Annotated in this window: 15 protein-coding genes; 5 read left to right on the top strand and 10 right to left on the bottom strand. The window is 36.7% G+C overall.

Annotation, left to right across the window (positions count from 1 at the left end; translation table 11 throughout):
- Positions 1–145: 145 nt before the first annotated feature.
- From LEP1GSC049_RS219010 to LEP1GSC049_RS219050, 10 genes are all read right to left on the bottom strand, one after another.
- A complete protein-coding gene (locus LEP1GSC049_RS219010; protein ID WP_004759497.1) occupies positions 146–841 on the bottom strand; it encodes a hypothetical protein in 696 nt (231 codons plus the stop codon).
- Positions 838–1551 (bottom strand): MORN repeat-containing protein, encoded by a 714-nt coding sequence (locus LEP1GSC049_RS219015; RefSeq protein WP_016560638.1) that lies wholly within the window; start codon positions 1549–1551, stop codon positions 838–840. The genes LEP1GSC049_RS219010 and LEP1GSC049_RS219015 overlap by 4 nt, the downstream gene beginning before the upstream one ends.
- Positions 1538–4369 carry an efflux RND transporter permease subunit gene (locus tag LEP1GSC049_RS219020; protein ID WP_004778135.1) on the bottom strand — a complete coding sequence of 944 codons (2832 nt, stop codon included), beginning with the start codon at positions 4367–4369 and terminating at the stop codon, positions 1538–1540. The genes LEP1GSC049_RS219015 and LEP1GSC049_RS219020 overlap by 14 nt, the downstream gene beginning before the upstream one ends.
- A 95-nt stretch (positions 4370–4464) precedes the next feature.
- Positions 4465–7545, bottom strand: coding sequence for an efflux RND transporter permease subunit (locus LEP1GSC049_RS219025; RefSeq protein ID WP_004755362.1), 3081 nt, complete (start codon positions 7543–7545; stop codon positions 4465–4467).
- Positions 7542–9035, bottom strand: coding sequence for an efflux RND transporter periplasmic adaptor subunit (locus LEP1GSC049_RS219030; RefSeq protein WP_004754285.1), 1494 nt, complete (start codon positions 9033–9035; stop codon positions 7542–7544). Before LEP1GSC049_RS219030 ends, LEP1GSC049_RS219025 begins: the two co-directional genes overlap by 4 nt.
- Complete coding sequence (locus LEP1GSC049_RS0205330; protein WP_016749833.1) at positions 9032–9388, bottom strand: hypothetical protein; 357 nt, start codon at positions 9386–9388, stop codon at positions 9032–9034. The genes LEP1GSC049_RS219030 and LEP1GSC049_RS0205330 overlap by 4 nt, the downstream gene beginning before the upstream one ends.
- 2 nt (positions 9389–9390) lie before the next feature.
- Entirely contained in the window at positions 9391–10032 is a 642-nt protein-coding gene (locus LEP1GSC049_RS219035) for a tetratricopeptide repeat protein (protein ID WP_004768664.1), read from the bottom strand.
- Position 10033: 1 nt separating this feature from the next.
- Positions 10034–10720, bottom strand: a complete 687-nt coding sequence (locus LEP1GSC049_RS219040; protein WP_004759498.1) for a lipoprotein — start codon at positions 10718–10720, stop codon at positions 10034–10036.
- 23 nt (positions 10721–10743) lie between these two features.
- A complete protein-coding gene (locus tag LEP1GSC049_RS219045) occupies positions 10744–12570 on the bottom strand; it encodes an Ig-like domain-containing domain (protein ID WP_016560590.1) in 1827 nt (608 codons plus the stop codon).
- 11 nt (positions 12571–12581) lie between these two features.
- Positions 12582–14111 (bottom strand): TolC family protein, encoded by a 1530-nt coding sequence (locus tag LEP1GSC049_RS219050; protein WP_016748175.1) that lies wholly within the window; start codon positions 14109–14111, stop codon positions 12582–12584.
- A gap of 472 nt (positions 14112–14583) precedes the next feature.
- Between LEP1GSC049_RS219050 and LEP1GSC049_RS219055 the strand changes: the two genes are divergently transcribed.
- From LEP1GSC049_RS219055 to LEP1GSC049_RS219075, 5 genes are all read left to right on the top strand, one after another.
- Complete coding sequence (locus tag LEP1GSC049_RS219055) at positions 14584–17763, top strand: Lcl domain-containing protein (protein ID WP_016560563.1); 3180 nt, start codon at positions 14584–14586, stop codon at positions 17761–17763.
- Positions 17764–18006: 243 nt separating this feature from the next.
- Complete coding sequence (locus tag LEP1GSC049_RS219060) at positions 18007–20907, top strand: Lcl domain-containing protein (protein ID WP_016560577.1); 2901 nt, start codon at positions 18007–18009, stop codon at positions 20905–20907.
- Between the two features lie 538 nt (positions 20908–21445).
- Positions 21446–21985, top strand: a complete 540-nt coding sequence (locus LEP1GSC049_RS219065) for an Lcl C-terminal domain-containing protein (RefSeq protein ID WP_004753506.1) — start codon at positions 21446–21448, stop codon at positions 21983–21985.
- A 533-nt stretch (positions 21986–22518) separates the two neighbouring features.
- Positions 22519–22944 carry a hypothetical protein gene (locus LEP1GSC049_RS219070; protein ID WP_004759512.1) on the top strand — a complete coding sequence of 142 codons (426 nt, stop codon included), beginning with the start codon at positions 22519–22521 and terminating at the stop codon, positions 22942–22944.
- 215 nt (positions 22945–23159) lie between these two features.
- Entirely contained in the window at positions 23160–24692 is a 1533-nt protein-coding gene (locus tag LEP1GSC049_RS219075) for an Ig domain-containing protein (protein ID WP_016560552.1), read from the top strand.
- The last annotated feature ends 64 nt before the right edge of the window (positions 24693–24756 follow it).

Genomic DNA, 24756 nt, shown 5'->3' with positions numbered 1-24756 from the left:
AACTCTTTTAAGTTAATGAAGGTTTGGAAACAAATTTCATATTTGAGTACCTACATTTTAAAATTTCAGAAAATTTTATGTTATTTAAAAACAGTGATAGTTTTCAAATAGGCTCTTATATTTTAAAATCTTCGGATAAGATTTCCTAAGGTGCCCTCATAATCCAAACAAGAAATAGAAAAACTACAAAAATAGGACTAAACCAAGTTAAAAAAGCTCGTCCAGTATTTTGGTTAAATATTTTTTTAGACATTCTAATAAAACTAATCATTTGTAAAATGATCCCTGCAATTACAAAAATACTAACAAACCCTATAAACAAAATCATATAAAAAATATCTCTTTTGGCTGAGTTTGGCATAATAGTAAATAGAAGTAAAACTGGGAATAGGGAGAGCAGAATATATATGTTACTAGAAATTGCTAAGGATATACATTTTAGGAAGCTAACTCCCTTCTCTCCAAAAACTTTAACAGTTAAATAGGAAATGGCACTGAAATAGAGTTCAAATACGATTAGGATAAATGCAAAAAATATAATATTATATGGAAATGCATTTAACAAATACATCAATAACGAAATTTTTCCTTCTACCAAATAACCGCGCATGATTTCAGTGTATTCCACGATATAACTTAGATTAAATAAAGAGAGTAAAAAATTAGTTATAACATATAGTATTAAAAATATAATATGCGTTTTTAATGTAAGTTTGAAAAAAGTAGCGTCAGAAAAAGTGGAGATACTATCCGGAGCTAAGTGTATTTGAACGTTTTTTACAATTTCTCTTTTAAATACATTATCTGCAATATACTGTTTGATTTTTTCTATTATATTCATTTTTTATTATCCTCTTTTAAGCCGCTTGGGGCCTCTTGATCGTTCTTCCAATTCCCTTTGTATAATATTGTTCCAAGTTCATCCTTAAAAATTCCGAAACCTTCTCTTTTTCCTAAACGCCACGAACCTATGTAAACGTTTCCGTTTGGATAAATAAAAGCGCCATTACCTTCAAAAATACGTCCATTTTTGTAAATTCCACTTAGCCGCATTCCATCGGATAAAGTTAAAATTCCAGATCCGTTTGGCTCGTCTTCGCTCCATCTAACGTTTAGGTTTGTTCCGTCTCTCCAAGTAAATATACCAGGACCGTGTTTACTATTATTTAAGAAAAAACCGGAATAAGAAGATCCATCTGGATAACGGTAAATCCCTTTTCCATGTTTAACACCGTGTTTCCATTCTCCTTTATAAAGATATCCTTCTTTATTTTGAAACAATCCATAACCATCTGGATGAGAGTTTTTAATATAACCTTCGTAATAGGAGTCACCGCGGTATTGCATTTTTGCAAAACCGTTTTTACAATCACCAGTAATACATTTATATTTTGTAATATTCAAATAAAAAGTAACTATAAAAAAGGCTGCTATAGCGGAGATAGTTAAAATAAAAATTTTTCCTTTTTTTGTTTTCCAGATAGCTTGAAGTAAAACTTTCAAGTTAGAAAAGAGTTTGGGAATTGGACGGAATATTTTATCGGCGTACATTTTTTCCTCCGCTGATTTTGGATATGTTATTTGTTGATAAAACTTTTTCGAATATATTTGCGAATCTAAAATTAAAATGAATCAATAAAAATCTAGATAATACTAAAGAGATCAGAAATAATCCGAAAACCTTTTTGAATACGTTAAGCTCCGGATTTGATAATATCAGTAAGGGTAAAAACAGTCCGATTGCCACAAAATAGAAATCCCAATTTATAGGAATTGTATTTTGTCCTTTGACTTCAGAGAAATTAGCTAATATATGCAGCATGAGAGATATAAGTATTATTACACTTCCAATGTGAAAAGATATATCATAAGTTTTGAATATTATTAAATAAATTGATGCAAAAGTACAATAAGAAAATAGTAAGCTGCAAAAATACGTAAAAGACGTTTTAAGAGATTCTGTATAGATTACAAAAAGGAAAAAACAAGTTGCTAATGTTAAAATTATATAAACTGTAAAGTTGGTATTCGATTTAGATAACTTTTCAATTCGATGATTCAATTCGATTCTTTCGTTGTTGTTTAGTAACGTCTGGGAATGATTCTGTACGAGTTTAAGTAATGTGTTTGGGTTGTATGAATCCGTTCTTACGGAAATAGAAAGATTAGGTCGTTTGTTTTTTCTAAAAAATTTAATCGGAGAAAGCGTTTCTCTTTGAGTAAAAGAACTAGCAATCGAGGAAAATTCTCCTGAATTATTTTTAATTAAAAATTTGTTCAGTTGTTTTTCGGAATCTCTAAATTCTTTAGAAGCACGGACTCGGATGTCTAATTCATTATTATTTTCGTTGTATTTACTAATAACGGAACCTTGAACCACAGTTCTTAAGAAGGAACCAATGTCCGAATTTTGAAGTAACGGATCACGATTGTTTAAGTCCAGTTGTAGTTCATTACGAGGTTGTTTAAAATTTAGAATTACTTCGTGGATTCCAGGTGAATTTGTAATTAGGTTTGCTATTTTGGGAACTGATTTATTTAGATCTGAGTGAGATTGTCCCACGATGTCTAAAGAAATTTCTTTCATTCTACCTAGGTCAGATTCTTTTGTAAAATAACAAAATGCAGGGTTTTGTTTACCAACCGATTGATTGAGTGAGGGAATGATAGAATCACTCGAAAAAAAGTTTTTATGATAGTTGATGATTAAAAATGCGTGGCCTGGTTCCACTTGTGAGATTACGTCTTTTACATTTGGATTTTCAACTAACTTAGATTCTATCTTTTGAACGATTTCATCCGTATATTCAAAGTTTGAATCTGCGGGTAATTCTACGTATCCGTAAATTCGATCGTCTTCTACGTTAAAATAAACTTCCTTTGAAGATTGTATCAGCGCGAATATCATTACGATCGGTGCTATGATCAAAAGAAAATTTAAAATTAGATCTCGTTTATTTTTTTTAGGTTCGTATGATACCGATTGGATTTTCGATTTTTCCGGAATAGTAGTGATCGTAGGAAATCTATCTAATGTGTTTGCAGAAAGGTTTTGATGAATGTATTTGTAAACGATGTAATTGTTTAAGACTCCGATTGATGTCATGATCGCCATTCTAATCAGATTTACAGCAACCGTACTATTGAGTAAAATTCCAGGAAGAAACAATATGGGTATACTTGCCGAGGTAAACAGAAGTAATTTTTTTTCTCCATTTAAATCGATTGTGTGATTTTGAATGAAGTTAAAATAAAAAACGATCCAAATAGCAAATGATAGATAAATGGATAATACACAGAGTAAGTCGAAATCTTTTTTTAAAAGGAAATGGATGAATGAAATTAGTAGAAAAGATAATATCAACTGTGATAAAATCGTTCCAGTAAATTTGGGAATGTCAATTTCACCTTTTCTTTTTGCTGCAAAAAACAAAATGGCAATGGTAATCGCTATGATACAAATAAGATTAAAGTAAGTATTTCTAATATTATCTGCTTGATTGTAGAGTAAGTCGAACTTACTTCCGTCTTGGCTTAGATGAGAGATCGTTTTTTTTATTTCAGAAGAAATACTTAAAATATTCGCGTCGTATTTTTTATATACGTATATTCCTATATTCTGATTTCCATTTACTCGATACGTATTGTCTTCGTCTCTGTAGGAATTTTGTATATTGGCTACGTTGCCTAGGGTTATACTCTTTCCGATTTCTGGACTGGCTATAGGAAGGTCGACCAAATCGTCTAGTTTAGAAAATTTTCCTCTGAGTCTTACTTGATATAATCCCCCTTTTTCTTCTATGGACGCGATTGTGGATGTGCGGTTGTTAAAGTAAATGGCCTCGTTGATGTCTGCAAGACGAATATTATAAGAATTTAATTTTCTAATATCAAAAGAAATTAAAATTTCTTTAATTTTGCCGCCAGAAACGGTCACTTTACTGACTCCGTTGATTCCTTCGATGTCTTTTTTTACAATCGAATCTGCAAAGGCTCTTAATTCTCCTAATGACCTCGGATCGGTTGCGTTTAAAGAGATGACTGCAATGGGCATTTCATTTGGATCAAAATTTAGCACCCTTGGTTTTCTGACTTCTTTGGGGAAGGTGTTGATAATGGTTTCGATACGCTCTTTGATCTCCAACGTTTTGACGTCTATGTTTGTATCGTTTTCAAAATCTAGACGAATGAGTGATTTTCCTTTTTCAGAAGTAGACCTTATTTCCGAAATTCCCCCAATCGTGGAGACTTGATTTTCTAGAGGAATAGTGATTGTATTTTCTACCGTTTCGGCGTCGGTTCCTGGGTAATCCACTATGATGGAAAGGGCAGGATTTTTTACGACCGGGAACAATGAATAGTTGAGCATAAACGCAGATATAACACCAAACAATAATATTGCGCCGACAATCATTTGTATTGTAATTTTTGAAGGAAGTTTGCTCTGGTTCACGACAAATAGTTCTATTTGATAATTTGAATTTTCTGTTTTTTTAATATAGAAAAGAATAATATGGGTAATAAAAACAAGCTGAATACAAAGGAAGATAATAAGCCGACGATGACCACGATCGCCATCGGGGATTGAAATTCCGCTCCTTTTTGGAATTCGAAAGCAACTGGAATTAAACCTAAAATTGTAGTCAAATTATTCATTAGAATGGGTCTGAATACGATTTTGCCGCTTTCTATAATTGCCCTGGAAATTTCTTTGGATTCGTTTAATGAGATTATTAAATATTCGTAATAAAGAGAAGCGTTGTCTACTACAACACCTAGGAGCAATACAAGTCCTAAAAATGCACTGATATTAAAACTTTTACCAAAAAGAAACAATGCAGGAAAAATACCGATAAACATGAGCGGTATGGTACAGATCATTATCGCCGATAATTTGAGAGATTGAAACTGGCTACTCAGTAACATATAAATTAAAATGGAAGCTAACGCGAACGCAAATAATAGTTCTTTAAAAGACTTTTCTATATTTTCAGATTCACCTCCTATTTTAATACGATATCCAAGAGGTAATTTCATATCTTGAACGATTGAATCGATTGATTTACCGGAATTCAAATTACCTTGAACTACGTTGATTCTAGAGTTTCCGGATCTTTTAATAGAACTGCTCGAAGTGTTTTCTTGAATGTTTGCCAATTGAGATAGTTTTATAAACTCACCCGTTGGTGTTTTGATATTTAAACTTTGAAGTTTATTTAAGTTATCTATACTATCTCTTTTGATTAAAAGTCGAATGTTCAGATCGTCTTCTTGATATTTAATTTTTGATATATTCGAACCATAACTGGCCACCTTAACGTATTGAGAGATATAATCGTTGGTGAGTTTTAACGAGCTTGCTTTAATTGGATCGAATTCGATTACATATTCGTTTTTTTTGGTTTCGAGAGAGTTTCGTAGATCGGTCGCTACTTGTTCTTTTTTGAGTTTGTCGATTAGATTTTTTCCGATCGTAGAAAGCGTTTTTAGATCTTCTCCATGAATTTCCAAATTCAATCGACTACCGTTCGGATCTAAAATTTTACCTATAATATCTCCGTTTGCGTCAAAGTTAATTCTTATATCCTCTGTAAAAGAAATTCTTTTTCTGACTTCTTCTATAATTTCTGTCGTTGTATGTTTTGGATTTGAAACGAGTATCACTCTGATTTTGGCAATGTTCGTGCCGGAATTTCCGTTTACCTTGGCGATAAAATCGTCGTTATCGGATCCGATTTTAGAAATTACGCTTTTGATGTCTTTATTGGAAAGTAGGATTTTTTCGATCGCTTCTGCAATTCCGGTTGTACTGTTTAAAGTACTGTTAGGAGCGTTTTCTATATTGATCGTAAATTCTCCGTTATCAACGGTTGGCATAAATTCTCGTGGAAGTATAAATAAAAAGATCGATGAAAAAAATACCCCTATGAGTAAAATAGAAAATAGTTTTTTAGGACGTTCTAAATATTCTATTAGTTTTTTCTCATACGTTACTAATGCAGTTTGATATAGGTTTGCCGATTTTACAAAAATGGGATGGTCGATTAGCTTTGAATCAAAGTTTGTATTTTCAAAAAGTACATAGAGTGTTGGTATGATCGTTACCGACGCAAACAAACTGATTGAGATGGAAAGGACAATTGCAATTGCCATTTCGGAAAATAAGATTCCAATAAAACTTTTTATAAATATAATCGGTAAAAATACGATGATTGTGGTTAACGTGGCCGATAAAATTGATCCCGCTACTTCGGAGGTTCCTTCAATCGAAGATTCTAAAACAGATTTTCTTTTTGTAAGATTACGTTCTATAGAAGAGAATACAACGTTGCTCGTATCGAATAACATTCCGATGCCTAAAGCTAATCCTCCTAAAGACATCATATTTAAGGAAATATGAAATATATAAAAAAGAAGGAATGTAGCCAATAAAGAAGCAGGAATGATAATCAACAAAATTAGAGGGGCTCTAAAACTTTGTATTAGTAGCATTAAAATGAGAAACGCTAAAAGGGCGCCCAAGATCAAAGACCAAACCAATCCCCAAACAGAATCTCGTATAAAAACAGACTCGTCGTATACCAACTGCGCAGACAATTTGTCCGCAAAAGTGGTGTTAATCGATTCTAATTCTTTGGTTACTCGATCGGCTAACTCCACTGAGTTTCTACCCGATTCTTTATAAAGATATAAAACGATACAATCTTTTCCATTGTATCTGGCCAAACCGGTTCTTTCTCTATAAGATCTGTAAACGGACGCGACTGATCCGATCGGTATCGGAATACCAGTGTTGTTAGTGGAAATGATCGTTTCTTTGATGTCTTCTAAGGATTTATATTCTCCTACGGTTCTGAGTAATAAGTCTTTGTTTCCTACAGGAAGGCTTCCTGCAGGAACGTTGATGTTTGCAGAGACGATTGACTTTTGGACTTCTGGTATAGAAACTCCGTAGGTTGTCATTCTTTCCGGATCAATTTCTACTCTAACTTCTTTTTCAAATCCTCCTGAAATTTGTACGTATGCCATACCTTCGATTCTTTCTAAAAATACTTTTACATTTTCTTCTATAAAGGATTTAAGGGATTTAGAATCCGATTCATTTTTTGGGAATATTATAATTTCTTGAAATGCTGATTGTGCAGGATCAAATCTAGTTGCGATTGGTTTACTGGCGTCTTGAGGAAGCTGATCTCGGATTAGGTCGATTTTTTCTCGCAATTCTATCATTGCAAAGTCCACCGACTTATAAAAAGAAAACTGAACCGTGATGATCGAAATTCCTTCTAAGGATTCGGAAGTTACTTTTTCTATACCTCCTACGGTGCCGATGGAATCGGTCAGAGGTTTGGTAATTAGGTTTTCTATCTCTTCGGGAGAAGCGTTTGGATAACTTGTGATCACTGAAATTCTAGGAAATACAATTTCAGGAAGCAAAGTTATTTTAGCATTTTTTAATCCAATAATTCCGAAAATTATGATCGCAAACCAAGTCATCAAAACCGTAATTGGTTTTGAAACACAAAAACGAACTACACTTTTCATCGTTTGTCGAAGTAAGGGTTTACGGGCATACCGTCCCTGAGTTGTGATATTCTTTCAAGAAGTACAACGTCACCTTCCGTTAAACCTTCCGAAATTACGATTTTACCTTCACTCTGAGATCCCAGTTTGACTTCGTTTCTATAACTTTTTCCATTGCGAGCTACACAAACAATTCCTGTAGTTCCGTCTTCGTTTAACACGACTGCGTTGCTTGGAATTCGTATTGTAGGTTGTTCCTGGCCGGTGGTGATATTTGCTCTGATAAACATTCCCGGTTTTAGAAGTTTATTTTTATTGTCCACTAAGGCTTTGATTTCTACAGTGTGGCTTTTTTGATCTACTATAGGACTTAATAATTGGACCGTACCTTGAAATTGTTGGCCTTTATAAACGTCCGCTAAAAAGGAAACCTTCATTCCTTTTTTTAAGCTAATAGATTCTGATTCTGGAATGTTTAGAACCGCGTATACTTGTTTGACGTTGATTACGGATACGACGTGTTGTCCCGGTCCAGAGCCGCTTAGAATTTCTCCTTCGGTTTTGAATTGTTTTGAAATTACTCCAGTAAGAGGTGAAAATACTAAAGATTCTTTGAGCATCATTTTTGTGGAGTTTACTTGTGCTTCATGAGATTTATAGACACCTTCTGCTACTTCCCATTCCGCTTTTTCTATTAGGCTATTGATCTCTTCGAGTATTGCGGTTCGTTCCTCTTTTGTCTGAGGAAGTTTATAATTATTTCTTAATATATCTTTGTCTGTTAAACCGATACTTCTGATTTCCACGTCCTTTTCCGCGATTTGATAGGCGGTTTCTCTGGAGTTTAAATTTAGTTTAGCGTTTTCAAATTCTTCCTTGCTAAATCCTCCTGCGTTGTAGATTTCTTCTATACCTGCAAAAGAATTTTTTGCTTTTTCGTATTCTTGTTTTGATTTTTCTAAAACGGAAAGAGACTTTTCGTATTCCTGAATTTTAGCGAGTACGTTGTTTTTTGCTTTCAGATATTTTTCTTTGGCTAATTTTACCTGTGACTTGGAACTTTCTAGAGTAGATTCCTGTTTGAGCAATTCAAGTTCCAGCGGTAAGGTTTCCATTTTAAATAGTCTTTGATTTTGAGAAATTTCTTCCCCTTCTTTAAAATAAATTTTTTCGATTCTTCCGGATACTTTAGAATAAACGTCCACTTTTTCTATAAAGTCTATCATTCCTGAGGCTTCTACCGTAGGTGTAATGGATTCTTTAATTACGTTCATTGCCAAAACGGACATTAGATTTTGTGATTCTTCTTCTGATGAAAACATTTCTTCGGATTGATTGGGAGAAGAAAGTGAAAAGGAAAGTGGTTTCGTTAACATAGAAACCGAATTTTTTAACATTTTACTTTGAGAGTTTTTCGCGAGGCGAGTTAAAAAAAGAGAAATGATAAAATACGCTGCTATAGATAACAGAAAAAATTTTCCGAACTTAGACTTTAAAAATTTAATGATCAATTTTTTATCCTCCAGGGATTCAAATGAGGGGCTTCTAAAAATTCAAAGATAACAATTTGCCGGATAAAGTTTTTGCATAAAATCGCTGTTTGGTGATCATTTTGAAAGATAGGATTTATTTTGAGTTTGTTCCAGAACCTTAAATATCGTTTAGCGGTGCGGTAAGTTTTTAAGAAAATGCGGTAGTTCCTACAAAATATGTCTCTTGGGCGATCTATAAGCCGTTGTCCAGTTTTTATCATTGTTAAAAAACGTGGTAGTTCCCGCAACTTTAGAAAATTCAGACTTCGTTTGGTTGGGTTTGAAGCCTGGTTCTTTATAAAGATTTTGATGAGTAGGATATTCGATTGCACTTTTATTTTTCCGAAACGTCTGTTTGTCCTGTAAGATCTAAAAATTTCTGATGATGGTAAGCAGCTTTTTTATCTAATTTAGCAATTGAATATATGTTTCTCAATTGGGTATGAGAGAATGCGATCAGTTGAGTTTGAGAAATAATCTTTTGATAAGCTATAATTGCCTGATCCGATTTCCCGGTTTCTTCTAAAAGTTTGGCGCTTATAAATAGAATCTCTATATTTTCTGAATTTTTAGATAAGTATTTTTCAAGATTATCGGTTAAGTCTTTTTTTAGAGGAGTTTCGGCAAATTGAGTTTTAATTAACCAACCTAATGCATTGTAATCGGTGTCGTCTTTATCCGAGATTTCCTGAAAAATTTTTTCCGCTTCCTGAAATCTGCGATTATAATACAAAAGTTTACCTAACATAAACTTTACGTCTTTGTAATTTTCATTTTCTTTATATAAGTCTTTAAAAATCTTGAGGGCTTCGTCTCGTTTGTTAGCTATAAAAAGAGAAATTCCTTTTTGATACATTACTTCCATTTCTTTTTCAGAAGGTCCACAATCTGAAAAGAATAAACAGAATGTAGTTAGTAAAAGAAAAAATGAAAGCCTAGTTTTTAATATTAAACTTTTAGAATCCAATTTATTCACCTTATTTTTCTTCGGATTTTTTCATTATCTTATCTACCAGGCTAATGCTTGCCTGTTTTAAATCGTCTGCGTCGGAGAAATTTTTTGAATCTTGAGTATAAGAAACGGATTTTACTAGTTTTCCTGTTTTATCGTGAACGTCTAGAAAAATCAGAGTCGTAAAGTTTCGATCTAAAATACTTCCGTTATCCGACATTCCAAAAGAACCTTGTAGATAATAATCGAAATTTACTTTAGAAGACAAATTCTTGATTTCATTCTCCATAAAAATTCGTTTGGAATCCTTAACTTCGGTTGAAGCAGTAGCCGTTGGTTTGGGAGTTTCCGGTGTAGTTGTAGTAGGGGCAATCGGAGTAGACGGGGGTGTCGTTGTGGCTTCCGGATTTTGTAACATAGGATTATTTGTAGCAACAGAAGTTGGTGGATTTGTTTTAGAGGTTTCGGATTCTTCTTCTACAAGACCGTTTCCGTTTCTAATAATTTCAAATTTTAATAAACTTATAAAATTTTTAATACGGAACGGATCAAAACGAAAGTCTCGGTTTTCTATATAACCGATTTGATAGTTGGCTTTTACCGTTGCCGCTTTTTCTGCGGCTCTAGCAGTTTTATTGCCAAAGATCACGCAGCCGCTTAGTATTATATTTGTAAAAATTAATATTATAATTTTATAAATTATTCGATTCATTGAGATTTCTCCGTTTTGTTTTATCACTGACTAACCGCCGAGAAGCTGAACGGTGCCAAAGGTCTTCCTAATATGTCCGTTGCCGCTCCGCTTACTTGGATTGTATAAATTGGATAGTTCGGCGATGTAGGAATTGCCGGATAAGGAATGGCTCCATTATTGGCGCTAAAGTCAAACTTTGCGTTTGTGAGATTAAAATCTGCGGAACTTCCGAATTCGTTTACACCTCCACAACTGGATTCCATTTCCGAAAATCTAAGATCTAAAACCCTACATCCAAAAGGATAAACGGCTTGGCAGTCGCTCCAGTTCCAACTAGATAAACGAATTACTGTAGAAGCTCCAGATTCTCTGGATAAGGAGACTGACCCTATTGTACTTCCTAAGTTCATATAATTATTAAATACAAGTCGGAAGTCGTCCGTTGTTTTGTTGTTACACGAAGCGGCGTTGTTATTTCCTTCGTCCCCACCTTCGAAACGATAACTGCTAGGTTGTAAAACCGGTAAACTGTTGTCCCACCAACAAGATGCAGCGGTCCAGTTTCCACCAATAGCGCTTCCGATTGCAGGAAAGGATGGAGCACAACCAGGTGCTCCTACTTGACTTACGAGACCAATTGCTTGTACAATTGGATTCGGATTATTTCCACCCGCGATAAAGCTGGCCGATACCGGTGTGGTAAAGTTTGTTTGATTGGCGGCTTGGGCGGATGTCCCAATCGAAATGGTATATCTGGTTCCGTATTCCAATTTTGAATCCGTAGTAAATACCAAGGTTTGATTTCCGGCGGACCAAACAAAAGTTCCGCTAATTGGAGGTGAGATGCCGATCGCGGCTTGTGTCACCGCTGTATTCATAGGAGTGTTAAAATTAAATACGATGGATTGTGTATTCGGATTTCCTAAACAACCATTGTTTACAGTTGTTGCTATAATGTCCGTAGGAATACCGATTCCAGCTTGACATCCTGCTAAACTGCCGGTTGGAACTGTGATCGTGTTTATGTTCGGACCTGCGTTTGCAGTCCCTACAAAAAATGTGCCTACTGTATTTCCACTAAGAGCGATTCCATTTTGATCTTTGGCACCCGTACCAAAATTGACTATATATCTCTGGTTGGAATTAAAAGCGAAATCTGGTTGGATCGTTAAAGTATTGGGAGAATTCCAAACGTAGTTTGCGGATACCGTGGGGCTAATCGAAAGAGCGTTTAACGTTGCAGTAGTGTTCATCGGTCTAGAAAAGTTTACAACAATCTGATTTACTAATGGATTTCCCATACAGGTAGTAGTCACGTTGCCTGCAAAAAAATCGGTCATTGTAGCGGTTCCAGCATTACAAACTGGTGCATTTCCAGCATAAACAAACATTCCGCTTATGGAAGGCGACAGTCCTGCAGCACTAGCGTTTCCAATAGTAATAGAGGCACTGAAAGGATCTTTGAGATCTATACCAGCTTTGTCTTCACAGTTTTTAGTTACTGTATAAGTATAACTTCCTGGATTTAAAGGTATAGATGGTGCAAACGTAAGAACGGTTCCATTTAGTTCCGTAAAAAAACCAGTGGTTTGCGGAGACATACTGAATGCAATCCTACAACTTTGCATATTCATTTCTCTACTAAACCCAACGTCAAATTTCTGTGTGGATGGAAGGCTATCAGTGCCTGAAACAGGACTACTGAAGATAACTTCTGGAGGTGGATCTCCCCATAAAGCCCCCAGTCCTAAAAGTTTTTCTCCCGTATCTTGACAGTCCAAATTTAGAACAACGAAGATAAAAAACGAAATCCGAATACAAAATTGGATGATGGAAATTCTCTTATGGTTTTTAAACGTGTAAGTCATTTTTTCTAATCCTATTTTTTGGGCTTAGATCCCGTTTCTTGGTTTTTAATCAGATTGGATAATATCGAGTTCCCCGAACCTTTGGAGTATTGGATCAATTTTCTTAAGCCACCTTCGTCCGTTGTGACTTGAGCGTACTCATAACAGTTGATCGCGTAGGAAGTTAATGCGTCCGTGAGATCTTCTTGGGATTTGATCATTTCTAATTCGGAATTGATCTGATCTTCTTTTTTCGCATGACCGTATGCTACCTTTGCGGCCATTGCTCTTCCGGATTCTACCTGAAGATTGATTCTTGAATTGGCGATGTTGATGAGTTCCCAGGATTGATTGAGCTTATCTACACTTTTTTTAATTTCGAATCCAACTTGGTTTTCCATATTACGATAATTTAATAATGCTTCGGCAAGTTGTATCTCACCTTCCATCGCTTTTCTAGATTGACTTAAATTGTCAAATAATCGAACGGAGGTGGAGTTATAACTGTTTGTTCCGGGACCCACGGTTTGATTTCCAAATCCGGGATAGGTCTGAATCCCGTTTCCGTCTTTTTGAACCCCAGTGTTTCCGTTGGACTGAACCACGCTGCTACCCAATGGCATCACTAGATTGAAATTAACCCCGTAACTATCGTGTGTAAATTGGTTGTTATTTCCGTTTCTTCCAGCGTAGGCGCCTACGTAAACTTTGGGCATATATTGATTGTCTAATACTTCCTTTTCGTTTTTTAACTTTTTAACGATGATTTGCATTTTTTTCAAATCTTCCCGACCGTTTTTTGCTTTAGAAATTAGTTCATCCAAATTATGTGTGTTAGGTGGTGCATTGATGATAAAGTCAAAGAATATACTTTCGTTCAGTTCGATTTCTGCGTAATAATCTAAGTTCATGACTTGTTTTAAGTCTAACAAGGCTTGATCGCTGTCGTTTTTAGATTTTTGCACGTTAAACTCGGTTTGTTTTAATTTACTTTCTAAATCCATTAATTGAACTTTTGTGATAAATCCTTGTCTTAATTCTACTTGTCCTTTTCGAAGTGCTTCTTGGGCTTTTTCCTGAGCTTTTTTTTGAATAAAAACTTTTCCTTTTAATGCTAACGCTCTGAAATACGCTTTTTGGATGTCTAGACGAAGCCTGGAAAGATTGATTTTAAAATCTTGTTCGTTGAGTAGTTCGGATAACTTTGCGATTTCCAAATTGAGATTCGCTTCTCCGCCGTCAAAAATCAATTGCTGAACCGTTAAACGAATATCGTTGTATATATTATCCGCTGAATTTACGTTTTGATTTCTAAGGCCGTAGTATTGAATTCCAAATTTAGGAAGAAACTCTCTCCATTTTTCAGTAATCAACATTTTACTTACTTCTTTTTTGGCTTCTAACACTTTAAGGACCACACTATTGCTGGAGCCTATGAGTACGGCTTGATCCAAAGTTATTTTTATCGGAGGTTGTTTTACAGATTCGGATCGGATCTTCGATGAAAAAAAAGACATTAAGAGCGCTAAACCTAGAATTAAGGTGTGATATTTTCTTTTCATCTTTTTAAGTCGATTCCGCTTTTTCTTTTAAACCTTTATTTAGGTTGTCCCGTTTCTTTGCAAAATCCGAGATTTTTGCAAAACTTTCTGTTTTTTTATATTACAAATGAAATGTGATAATTTTTCCTTGTTTTTATCTCTTAATTGACTTATCTATATCGAGGCAACACATATTCCAGCATTTTTTTTGAATAATGTGATTTTTTTATTTGCAATTTATCTCAGAAGTCTTTCCTATCACCTAAGCGGGCGGATACACTTTGGGTTGTAATTAACAAAGAGTCTGTTCCGAACGTCTTTTTTGGCGAACTTAGATCCGTTCATCTTGCTGCTACGTAGTTCGTTTTGGTTTGGAGCAGGTTTGTGCGTTTAAATACAGCACTCAGGCTCTTTAGCCGTTTAACAATCGTTAGCCGGGATCGGCATTGAGTTTTTAGAACTTCTTATTTTGTCATTTGGAAAGGGGACTAAGATGATTTTGAAACGTTATTTCGTTTTGTTTCAGTTTCTTTTGCTTATTTTCTGCTTTTCGTTCTTTTGTAAACCGCAGAGTACTGATTATTCTTTTCTTTCTTATTTAGGTCTGGCCACCCAAGGTTCTTATATAAACGGAATTTTTTATCCTTCTTCAAATCCGTTTGTAATTGGCGATATGTCTCATTTAAACGGCTTGAGCGGGGGGGATACCGGAACAGTTGTTTCTGCGACTGGTGATGATTCTACACTTGGTATTTCTACTAGAAATAACGGAGTTGCAGATATTATCTTTTTATTTGATGAAAAAGGAATTCCCTTTGCCATAGACACAGATGGAAACGGAGTTGCGGATTATTATATTTGTTATAAAAGCGTTAAAGAATATTATTTAACTACTGGTTCTCGTTGTACTGGAAATACAGTAACCGTAATTGTTGGGCAAGGATATGATACAAATGGAGACGGTGTCGCGGACAATCCAATCCTTTCTCAAATTGCCAGCGATTCTAATCCGCCGAATTCAGTGATTAGTCCGAGCCCTGGAATCTATGGTTCTTCCACTGAATTAACGATTGCTTGTAACGACTCGGTTGCTCCGGGTAACATCGTTTATACGATTGATTCCTCCACTCCTTCTTTTGAACCCATTCAAGGTAGTATTTCCAATCCGAAACTTAAAAAATTTACGTTAGGTAGTAGTGACGGTATTTATACGGTTAAGTATCGTTGTAGGGATTTGGCAGGTAATGTAGAAAGTGTTCATACGGATTCGTATGAATTCAATCATAACGTTCCTACGGTCACGATTTCAAATTTAAATTCTTCCGGAGTTAGTTCTTTGGTGGGTGCAATTGGTACGGCTTCGTTCAATTGGTCTTCTAACTATTCTGGTATTTATTCTATTCGTTTAAATGCTAATAATTGTCAAAGTGGAACGATTCTTCAATCGGGCAACGTTACTGCGAATATTATAAATTCGTTTAGTATCTCCGCTACTAGTTTTAACGTAGGACCCAATACTATTTTTGTATGTGCGAGAGCGGCGCTTACCGGCTATCAAACGTTAGCGATCGTTCGAGACGAATCTCAACCTTCTATCATTCCTAATCCTGGTGGTGGAAATTACGGTAAGGCTCAATCTGTCAGTTTTTCCTGTTTGGATAACAATCCTCTAGGTTGTGGAAAAATCGCTTATACCCTGGACGGCTCGGATCCTAATATCAATGCAAGTAGTGGGGTCATTCTCAATGGAATAGAATTTCAAAATCCGATTTCCATTCCAGTAAATTCTGCGGTCACTTTAAAATTTATAGGAGCGGATCTTGCAGGGAATTTGTCGCCTGTTCAGTCCGCCGCTTATTTTATTACTACTCAAGTTGCTACTGTAACTACGAATAGTTTTACTCCTGCTAGTCGTGTTGTGAATGCGACCAGCGACCAGTCGGTCACTTGGGTGAGTGATCGTAATGGTGTTTTTACAATTCGTTCTGGTGCAAACTGTGATTTTGGAACGATTCTTTCTGGTACAAATGTGGCAGGTAACGTTACCGCAGGCGTGCCGGTTACGAGTACGATTTTAAATTCTAACTTTATTTCTGGAGCCAATTCTATTTTGATCTGTGTTGCTAATGCGGCATTAGATCCTCTTTATGGAAATACTTCTTTTACAATTACAAAAGACAATATTCGACCCACAGTTAGTTCTACTAATCCAGCAGACTTTAATATTGCGACTCCAGTATTTGTCACTCCAAGTCCGGGTAGAATCCAAATTGTTTTTAGTAAGAACATGGATACTTCGTTTGGTGGAATTTCTTCCGGTTCTAAAATTAAAAACGTTTGTTATCCCATTCCTACAAATCCTCCTTTGACCATTTCCATCTTTGACGGTGTTAGTTGGGATTGTATTGATTTTACGGCAACGTATACCTGGGTCAACGCGACTACTCTTCAAATTGATTTGTCTTGGATTCGTTTTCCAGAAAACGCAAAGGTTACGTGGACTCTTTCTAAAGATGTTCTTCGAGATGTTGCGGGTAATACTCCTTTGAATGACGTTCAAGGGACGTTTTTTACGGCTCAGAGACAAGAATTCTTTAAACCTTTTAAAACGGATCAGACTAGTTGTTGGGATACTTCGGGTAATTTAATTCCTTGTGCTGGAAGTAACCAAGACGGCCAGAACCAATATGGAATGGCTAGAAGTTATACGGTTCGATATTATTCTGGATTTGCGAATGACGCAGTTACAGAAGATAACACTTCCGGTTTGAAATGGAAAACTTGTTCGGAAGGTAAAATTTCCGCTTTGAATAGCGGAGTCACTTCGTGCGTAGATATTGTCACTCCATCTGCTAGTTGTTCTCCTAAGAACTCATCTAATCAACCGATCCGTTTAGAATATTGGCCTTTTTACAGTTTTCAAGATAATAGTAATCAGGTTTATCCATCGAGTGTCAACGGTTGTTCTTATTTGAACGAGTGTAATGCAGGAGCAGGTTTTGCGGGAATCACTAATTGGAGACTTCCTACACAAAGAGAATTGGATACTCTTGCTGTTTTTGGTTATAGTTCTGGTAACGCTGCTTTTCCAAGTCAGGGTTTTCCGGATCCTATTGCTAATTATTTTTGGTCTTCTACATTAAGAAAATCGAATCCTTTTTATGCTTGGGGAGTGAACTTTAACTACGGTGCTTCCGACGTATACGTACGCTCTAATACGAACAATATACGTTGTGTTTCTGGTGCGGGAACTCAATCTCAAACCTTTACCGATCTAGGTAACGAAACAATTTTGGACAACACGTCTAACTTGGTTTGGCAGAAATGTAGTGCTGGTCTTTCGGGTAACACTTGTAATACGGGAACCGCGACTAAACCTACCTGGTCCGTGGCGATTAATTATTGTAGTTCCTTAAATTTGGCCGGTAGGTCTTGGAGACTTCCGAATATTAAAGAATTGAATAGTATCATAGATATGTCTTCCGCGAGTTCTATTGTGACGATTGATCCAGTTCTTTTTCCAAATACTAAAAATGCGGGCTATTGGTCTTCGTCTTCGTATGCTCCGTCCCCTAGCAATGCTTGGATTGTTTATTTTCCTACAGGTGGGATGAGCCCTTTTACAGGAAAATCGAATACTGCGTATATACGTTGTGTTGCAAATGGGCCATGATTCCGGAGATAAACGATCTAATGACGCGATCTATAAGAAACGAAATAGCCAAAGGAAAACGTTGGGGATCAACTAAGTTGGACAGTAAGCTGTGGAACCGCTGACGGATTGTGAGATGTTAAGTGCATTAGGATGTATTATAAAAATGTGATGTCTGGGTGTGTGCTTTTTTACCTTTGAGTGGAAAGTAAGGTGATTTAGATACATCATGAATTTTGAATGCTTTTTTTTAGGAGTATGAATATGGGAAATTTTGATATGTATTATAAAAACGTGATGCAAAGGAATATATTTACTGTACTATTTTTGCTATTATTCATAACTGCTTGTAATCCTAAGTCCAACGCCACGGGTGGGGCGCTTTACAACGCTCTTTTAACTCTTTTGGGTCCTTCTGCGGGTGATGCTTCGTCTAACGCAGCAAATGCGGCCGCCTCTCTATTGACGCTTTCGTTTTCCACGGGAGAGTCCGTAGATTTAAATGGAGGCCACGGTTCTTCTGCTATTGGAATTGTAGTGGATCCTAGTGGGAACGGAAATACTTCCGGAATTTCTTTAAATGGAAGTGGGGTTCCTCAAATCATTTTTGTAAATAACGCACAAGGACAACCGATTGGTGTGGATGTGAACGGGGATGGTGTGCTGGATTATTATCTTTGTGCTTTAGAAGGAGGTGCAGTGATATTAAAAACCGGCCCGAATTGTACTGGAAATCAAGTTTTCGTTTATCCTGGGTTAGGTTATGACGAGAACGGAGACGGCGTAGTAGATAACCCGATTTTGGCCTTACTTGCAAATGATTTGAATCCTCCGATTTCTTCTATTTTTCCTGCTTCGGGTATTTATGGAGGAGCTCAAAATGTCACTGTAACTTGTGCGGATAATTTGGCTCCGGGAAATTTAGTTTATTCTACAGATGGTAGAATTCCTTCTTTTTCCCCTTTGATAGGTTACGTTAAAAATCCTACTATGGCTAGTTTTACAGTCGGTTCTTTTGGACAAGGAATTTATACAGTTCAGTATAGATGTAGAGATTTAGCAGGAAATTTAGAGAATGTACATTCTACTACCTACGAAGTGAACTATAACCTTCCGAATGTCACATTGGAAAGTGTGACTGGAAATTTTTATGTAAGTAATGTAAGTGGTGCCGTAAATTCCCAGTCTTTTGTCTGGAAAAGCAATCAGAATGGTACTTTTATGATCCGTGCCAATGGAACCGGTTGTAATGACGGAGCTGTTTTGAGTTCTGGTAATGTTTCGGCTAACGCTCCTAATACGTTTATAATCAACGCAGGTTCTTTGAGTGTAGGTACAAACCCGTTGTATGTATGCGTGACTGCAGGTTTTACCGGGCAAGCTAGTTTAACAGTGGTTAGAGATGATACCCCTCCGACAGTGACTGCCAACCCAGCTGCTGGAAACTATGGTAAGGAACAAAACCTTGCTCTGCAGTGTAATGATAATAGTGGCGCTGCTTGTAGTGTTGTCGCTTATACAATCGATGGAACCAATCCAACGGTTTCTGGTAGCACGGGAACGGTACTTACCGGATCTACGTATTCAAGTCCGATCCTTTTAGCAAATGGAATCTTGAATCGTACGTATAGGTATTTGGCAAGAGATAAGGCGGGGAATCTAAGCGCGGTTCAATCTTCCACTTATTCCATAGATACCACTTTACCTACAATCAACATATTGAGCACAATACCGGCGCCTTATTCCGGTTATATGATGATAGACGATGTAATTTCTCCTCAGATTTCTTGGGAAGTAAGCGGTAATAAGGTTAATTACTTCTTGAAACGTTCCAGTGAACCTGCTTGTAATCCCGGCGCTTCTTCCTGTCCTAAGGGTCCTTGCGTTCTGTGTGATAGTTCGAATGTTGACAATTGTCCTACTGGCAAATATAAGGATACCGCTGGAAATCTTTATTCTACAGAAGGTGATTGCAGTTGTAATAACGGAATTACTCTATTCGGTTCCAATTCGAATGTGAGCGGAAATTTAGGGGCGGCGAATCCGATCGCTATTGTTTCTCAAGTCAATAATTTGAACTTCTCTTTGGGTCAAAGTAAACTTTTGATCTGTGTAGCCAATGCAGCAGCCAGTTATGGACCTCAATATGCAAGTAGAGAAGTGAACGTTTGGAAAGATTCTCAAGATCCGCAAGTTGCAAAGGTTACACCTTCGATTAACAGCCATAACATAAAACCGGATCCGAGTAAGATCGTTATCACTTTTAGCGAGCCAATGAAGAACACTACACCTGTATTTACTCTTCAATACTTTAACGGTAGTTCTTGGGTTACGTTTCCTTTTAATGCTTCGTATAAACCGAATTATGCTTGGAATTCTGGTCCGGGAGAAGCGCATAACGTATTGACTGTGACCTTACCTTGGGTTCGTTTTCCGGAAAACGCTTATTTACGTTGGCAGCTCGATAAGAATTCAGTGAAAGACGTTTCGGATAATTCAGCACAGAGTAACGACGTGTCGGGACAAGTGGCGGGTGTATTTATGACAGGTTCTTACTTTTCTACTGTGCCTGTAACGTATAAAAGTTCGGTGTTTAAAACGGGACAGAATTATTGTTTCTCTTTGGCCGGTGCGACAGATTGGGTAAATTGTTTGGGTAGCACGGGCAGTATTTGGGGAGATCCGAGACAAGGACAGGACGGCTTTTTTCAACTTGGTTTATATAGAAATACTTCCAATGCGACTAACTCGAGTTATCCGACTGAGACCGCTACCAAAGATGATAACACAACTCTGGTTTGGCACAACAATGTTCCGAGTGGTTATTACAATTTTTATGACGCGTTACAATACTGTTATAATTTGAATACGATCCCTGTTGCGGGAGGGACAACTAGAGGTCATGCAAATAGAACGGATTGGAGACTTCCTTCCGCAGAAGAATTAGAAACCGTATTGGCATACCAAGGAGCTCATTCGATTCCGTTTTCGTGGGAATGTTCTGGCGTAGGGGTGGAGTTGGATTATTGGAGTTCTTCGTTTTTTACTTCAAACTTGAGCAATGCCTGGTACGTGGATTTTTGCAAACAAAACGTATATTTTGCGCCGTTAGGGAATGGAAAACGGGTTCGTTGTGTTTCTGGAAGTATCCCTAGCGCGCCGTGATTCAGAAATGTAGAGCGGCCCGTGGAGAACAAAATCGTTAAGAGGTGGCAGAGTGTTGCCGTTGATTATCGACGAAGTCGAGACTGAAGATCAGTAAGCAATAAAGCCGCTGAGTTTTATTTACGTAAGGTAGGAGTTTAAGATACATCAAAAATTTTGTATATAATCTTCTCTAATGTTGAAAAACGAGAATTTTATGGTATATCATAAAATATCGATATACGAATTTTTTTTGGTTTCTGGATGAGGAGTTAGATTTTGAAATTATTTTTCAAGGGTAAAAAAATAGGATATAATAAAAATTATATATTCAATAAAAAATATGTAATAATAAGTTTACGACTTTTTTTGATGTAAATGCATTATAAATTTAGAATGTGATTTGGGCCGATGCGTGGAGGTGATTGTAAAATGTGTTCTAAGAATGTAAGATATGATGATGAATTTCCTGTCTTTTTTGCGGGGCTAACACAGATGAGCTCGCCCGTTATGTGTACTTTATCGTTTATTCTCTGTCCTCTGAATAGGAGAAATGAAAATGAAAATTAGAAAGTTATATGTTTCCGTGTTTTGTTTTATGTGGATATTGACCGTACAAATTCAAGCGGATGCTCCTCCTACTCGATTTGAAGATAAAACGGACGGAACCGTTTTAGATAAAAGAACGGGGCTGATTTGGCAGATTTGTGCTGCTGGATTAGGTTCGCATAACGGTTCTGGTAGATCGACTTGTGGGATGTCTAGTGGAAATTTGTCTGGTAATGCGGATCAGCACCATTGGGGAGATGCATTGAGATATTGTAATGGGTCCTTGACGAAAAAACCACCGGTTTTGCCAGCAGGTAAAACATGGAGACTTCCGAATATCAACGAATTAAAGAGTATAGTGGATAGATCGCAATTAAATCCTGCAATGGATACAAGTGTATTGATTGCTGGAGGAGATTATTATTGGTCTTCTACTACAACTAATACGAATTATGCGAACGCTTGGACCGTAAACTTTTTATACGGTAGTGCATACGTGACTTCTACCAAGGACTGGGGTTATTATGTGCGATGTGTTGCTGGACCTTGATTGAATAGATCGAGTCGAAATATGGCAAACACGGTTTTTTATTTTAAAGTATTAGAATATAATAGATTTCTGTTTGTCGATTTTAGATTTTGGAGCTGAAAAAGGAAAAGAGGGATCAGTTTATAGAACGATTAAGCAATTAATATTAATATAACAAAATTGTTCTCCGAGTTTCTATGGATCTCTATCATACTCATAAAATAAGAGCGTCCAAAGATAGATCGGAGTATTTTATTAAAAATCTAAGCGGGTTGGAATTGCTTAAAACCGAACTCGCGTTATTTAAAAAGAATTTTTGTTTTATAAGAATCTGTCCCAAAAGCTGAGACAGGTTCTTGCTGTGTAAAATGAATCTCTGCAAAAATGATCGGGTCTTCCGTTTCTTTTTTTATAAGTCCTGAAAAATTTGAGTAGACGAAGACGTTGTTTTTGGTTTTCTTTTTGAATTTATGAATTTATGAATTTGTGAATTTATAAGTATAATAAGATCACAAATAAATTGGAATCATTTAGAATAGGATCGCAAACAAATCATGAAAATATTTCTTTTAATCTTAAACATCATTGTAACGGCGATTGCTTGTGTATTGGGCTATTTTCTTTTTCAAAGTACAAAACTGAGCGAAAGTATTGAATACGAAAAACTGAATCCGAGTAAATCCTTGATTCTTCAAATCATAAAACAACCTAAAAACGTATTTGGTGGTTTCAGGTATTTCTTTGGAGCGCAACTTCCAAAAGGTGAAGTCGCGTTTGTGAGAAAACACTCTCCGATCTTAGATACAGAGAAAGACAACTTCGAAAAAATCGAAGATTTAACGGAATGCGGAAACGATACGTATGTCCTGACGTTAAAAACCGGTGAAACATTTATGTACAAGAAATTCACGATCTTTGATTTGGAATCGAAGGTGGTTGATGAAAAAGCTCTCAAGGCTTGCAAAAGAGGAAGAGGCTGACGGAAGACGAACTCGTTGCATATGAAGGGCGAAGGTGGATTTAATTTGTATTAAGAATTTTGAATGTTATTTTAGGGCGCATTATAAGGTTTTGGAATGTGGTTTGTGCCAATAACATTTTAAAAAGATTATATAATTTTATTTGATTATGTGTGTAGAGCGTTGGAGCTGGGATCGCTTTAGGTGATTTGAATTTTAGGGAATTGTAAAAGTAAATGAAAAGAATTGGAAAAGTATTTTTTAACTTATGTTTGTTGTTAATTTGGAATCGTAAACCGGTTCAATCGAATTTTAAGTTTTTACGGATCGTATGTTGGGTTGTATTTAGTTTTGTAGTTTTTAATTGTGATAACCAAGAGAAGGGAGGAGAAGACTTATTGATAGCGCTCATCGGCACGAGCCGCCCGCCTGCATCTCTTGGAAACAGTACGGACACAAATGCGCCGACCGTTACGTTTCAATATTCGGATACGGGAGGTTCCATCCTCAATCGATCTTATCCAGTATTGGTCAGTAATATGTTTTTAACCCCAGCTATAACCCAAGACCCAAATACCTCTTTGGAATTTAAGTCCTTTTCGATTTCTCCTAACCTTCCGGCGGGTGTTTTTTTTGATTCTTTTACTGGATGGATTACCGGAACTCCTACGGTAGCGGTTTCAAGTTCAGAATATACAATTTCTTTAAATTACAGTATTCGCAATAATAAGGATAGAAAACTTTATCAAGATCAGAGCACAACCGCCAAAATTTCCTTTTCGACAAACTATGATCCTACTTTGACCTACAGTTTCCTTCAACCTGGGAATAACATTTTGTCTTTGGGTGTCGGGATTACCTATTTGCCTACAGTAAACGGATTTGGAAGTGGAACGATCACGTATTCCATTTCTCCTGCGACACTTCCAGCGGGATTGAATTTTAACACTAACAACGGAACTATTTTTGGAACTCCGACAACGGTAACTGGTTCTACGAATTATACTATAACGGCCACAAATGTGAACGCTTCCGATTCGGTTTCGTTTTCTTTGCAAGTTGCCATTGGACAAATCACGGCTTTGTCTTATCCGTCTTGTAGTAGTCAGTGCACATTTCCAACTAACTCACCGATTGCTTCCATGAACCCAAGTTATACTCCGAATATTCCAAATCAGATTAGTTCTTGGTCTATTAGTCCGGCTCTTCCAGCGGGGCTTAGTTTTAACACAAGCACGGGAGTTATATCCGGAACACCTACATCGGTTTCGGATCCGGCGACGACGTATACCGTAACGGCCACCAACTCTGCCGGTTCAAGACAAACCACTTTTACGCTCGCGACTAGAAACGTAGTATTTGGGTATTTTACTCCTGTGACCGGATACACTCAGCCTATGCCCGGCCTGAATCGGTTTTCGACTTCGATCATTCCAAGTAATCCAAGTCCACTGTCAGGAAGTCCGATCACTTCGTTTACGATTACGCCAACTTTACCTGCGGGTCTTTTTTGGGATTCTTCGACTGGAAATATTTCAGGATACCCGGTTTCCACTAACAGCGGGAATTATACGGTTACTGCAACTACTACCGCGGGCGGTAGTAGTTCTACTTCGATTTTTATCAGTATCGGAAACGGAGAAAGTAAATGTTATTACGCGGGGACCGTTGACGGATGTACTTTTGCGGCGCCCTATAGTTGCGGAGTATCTAACTTGTGTTACACTTCTTTAAGCTCGTGTATCAATAGTCCCGAATGTGTGGAATAGCAGAGGACAGAAGACGGAAGCGGCGAAGCCGCTGGGCTTTCCTTTGGAGAACAGTAGTGTTTTG

This window comes from Leptospira kirschneri serovar Cynopteri str. 3522 CT (genome assembly GCF_000243695.2).
GTDB lineage: Bacteria > Spirochaetota > Leptospiria > Leptospirales > Leptospiraceae > Leptospira > Leptospira kirschneri.
Note: the sequence above shows the minus strand (reverse complement) of the source record. Positions and strands in the feature narration are given on the sequence as shown.

Excerpts from the sequence above, each read along its gene's own strand:
- LEP1GSC049_RS219010 (WP_004759497.1), bottom strand. The coding sequence starts at position 841 with ATGAATATAATAGAAAAAATCAAACAGTATATTGCAGATAATGTATTT.
- LEP1GSC049_RS219015 (WP_016560638.1), bottom strand. The coding sequence starts at position 1,551 with ATGTACGCCGATAAAATATTCCGTCCAATTCCCAAACTCTTTTCTAAC.
- LEP1GSC049_RS219020 (WP_004778135.1), bottom strand. The coding sequence starts at position 4,369 with ATGCTCAACTATTCATTGTTCCCGGTCGTAAAAAATCCTGCCCTTTCC.
- LEP1GSC049_RS219025 (WP_004755362.1), bottom strand. The coding sequence starts at position 7,545 with ATGAAAAGTGTAGTTCGTTTTTGTGTTTCAAAACCAATTACGGTTTTG.
- LEP1GSC049_RS219040 (WP_004759498.1), bottom strand. The coding sequence starts at position 10,720 with ATGAATCGAATAATTTATAAAATTATAATATTAATTTTTACAAATATA.
- LEP1GSC049_RS219045 (WP_016560590.1), bottom strand. The coding sequence starts at position 12,570 with ATGACTTACACGTTTAAAAACCATAAGAGAATTTCCATCATCCAATTT.
- LEP1GSC049_RS219050 (WP_016748175.1), bottom strand. The coding sequence starts at position 14,111 with ATGAAAAGAAAATATCACACCTTAATTCTAGGTTTAGCGCTCTTAATG.
- LEP1GSC049_RS219055 (WP_016560563.1), top strand. The coding sequence starts at position 14,584 with ATGATTTTGAAACGTTATTTCGTTTTGTTTCAGTTTCTTTTGCTTATT.
- LEP1GSC049_RS219060 (WP_016560577.1), top strand. The coding sequence starts at position 18,007 with ATGGGAAATTTTGATATGTATTATAAAAACGTGATGCAAAGGAATATA.
- LEP1GSC049_RS219065 (WP_004753506.1), top strand. The coding sequence starts at position 21,446 with ATGAAAATTAGAAAGTTATATGTTTCCGTGTTTTGTTTTATGTGGATA.
- LEP1GSC049_RS219070 (WP_004759512.1), top strand. The coding sequence starts at position 22,519 with ATGAAAATATTTCTTTTAATCTTAAACATCATTGTAACGGCGATTGCT.
- LEP1GSC049_RS219075 (WP_016560552.1), top strand. The coding sequence starts at position 23,160 with ATGAAAAGAATTGGAAAAGTATTTTTTAACTTATGTTTGTTGTTAATT.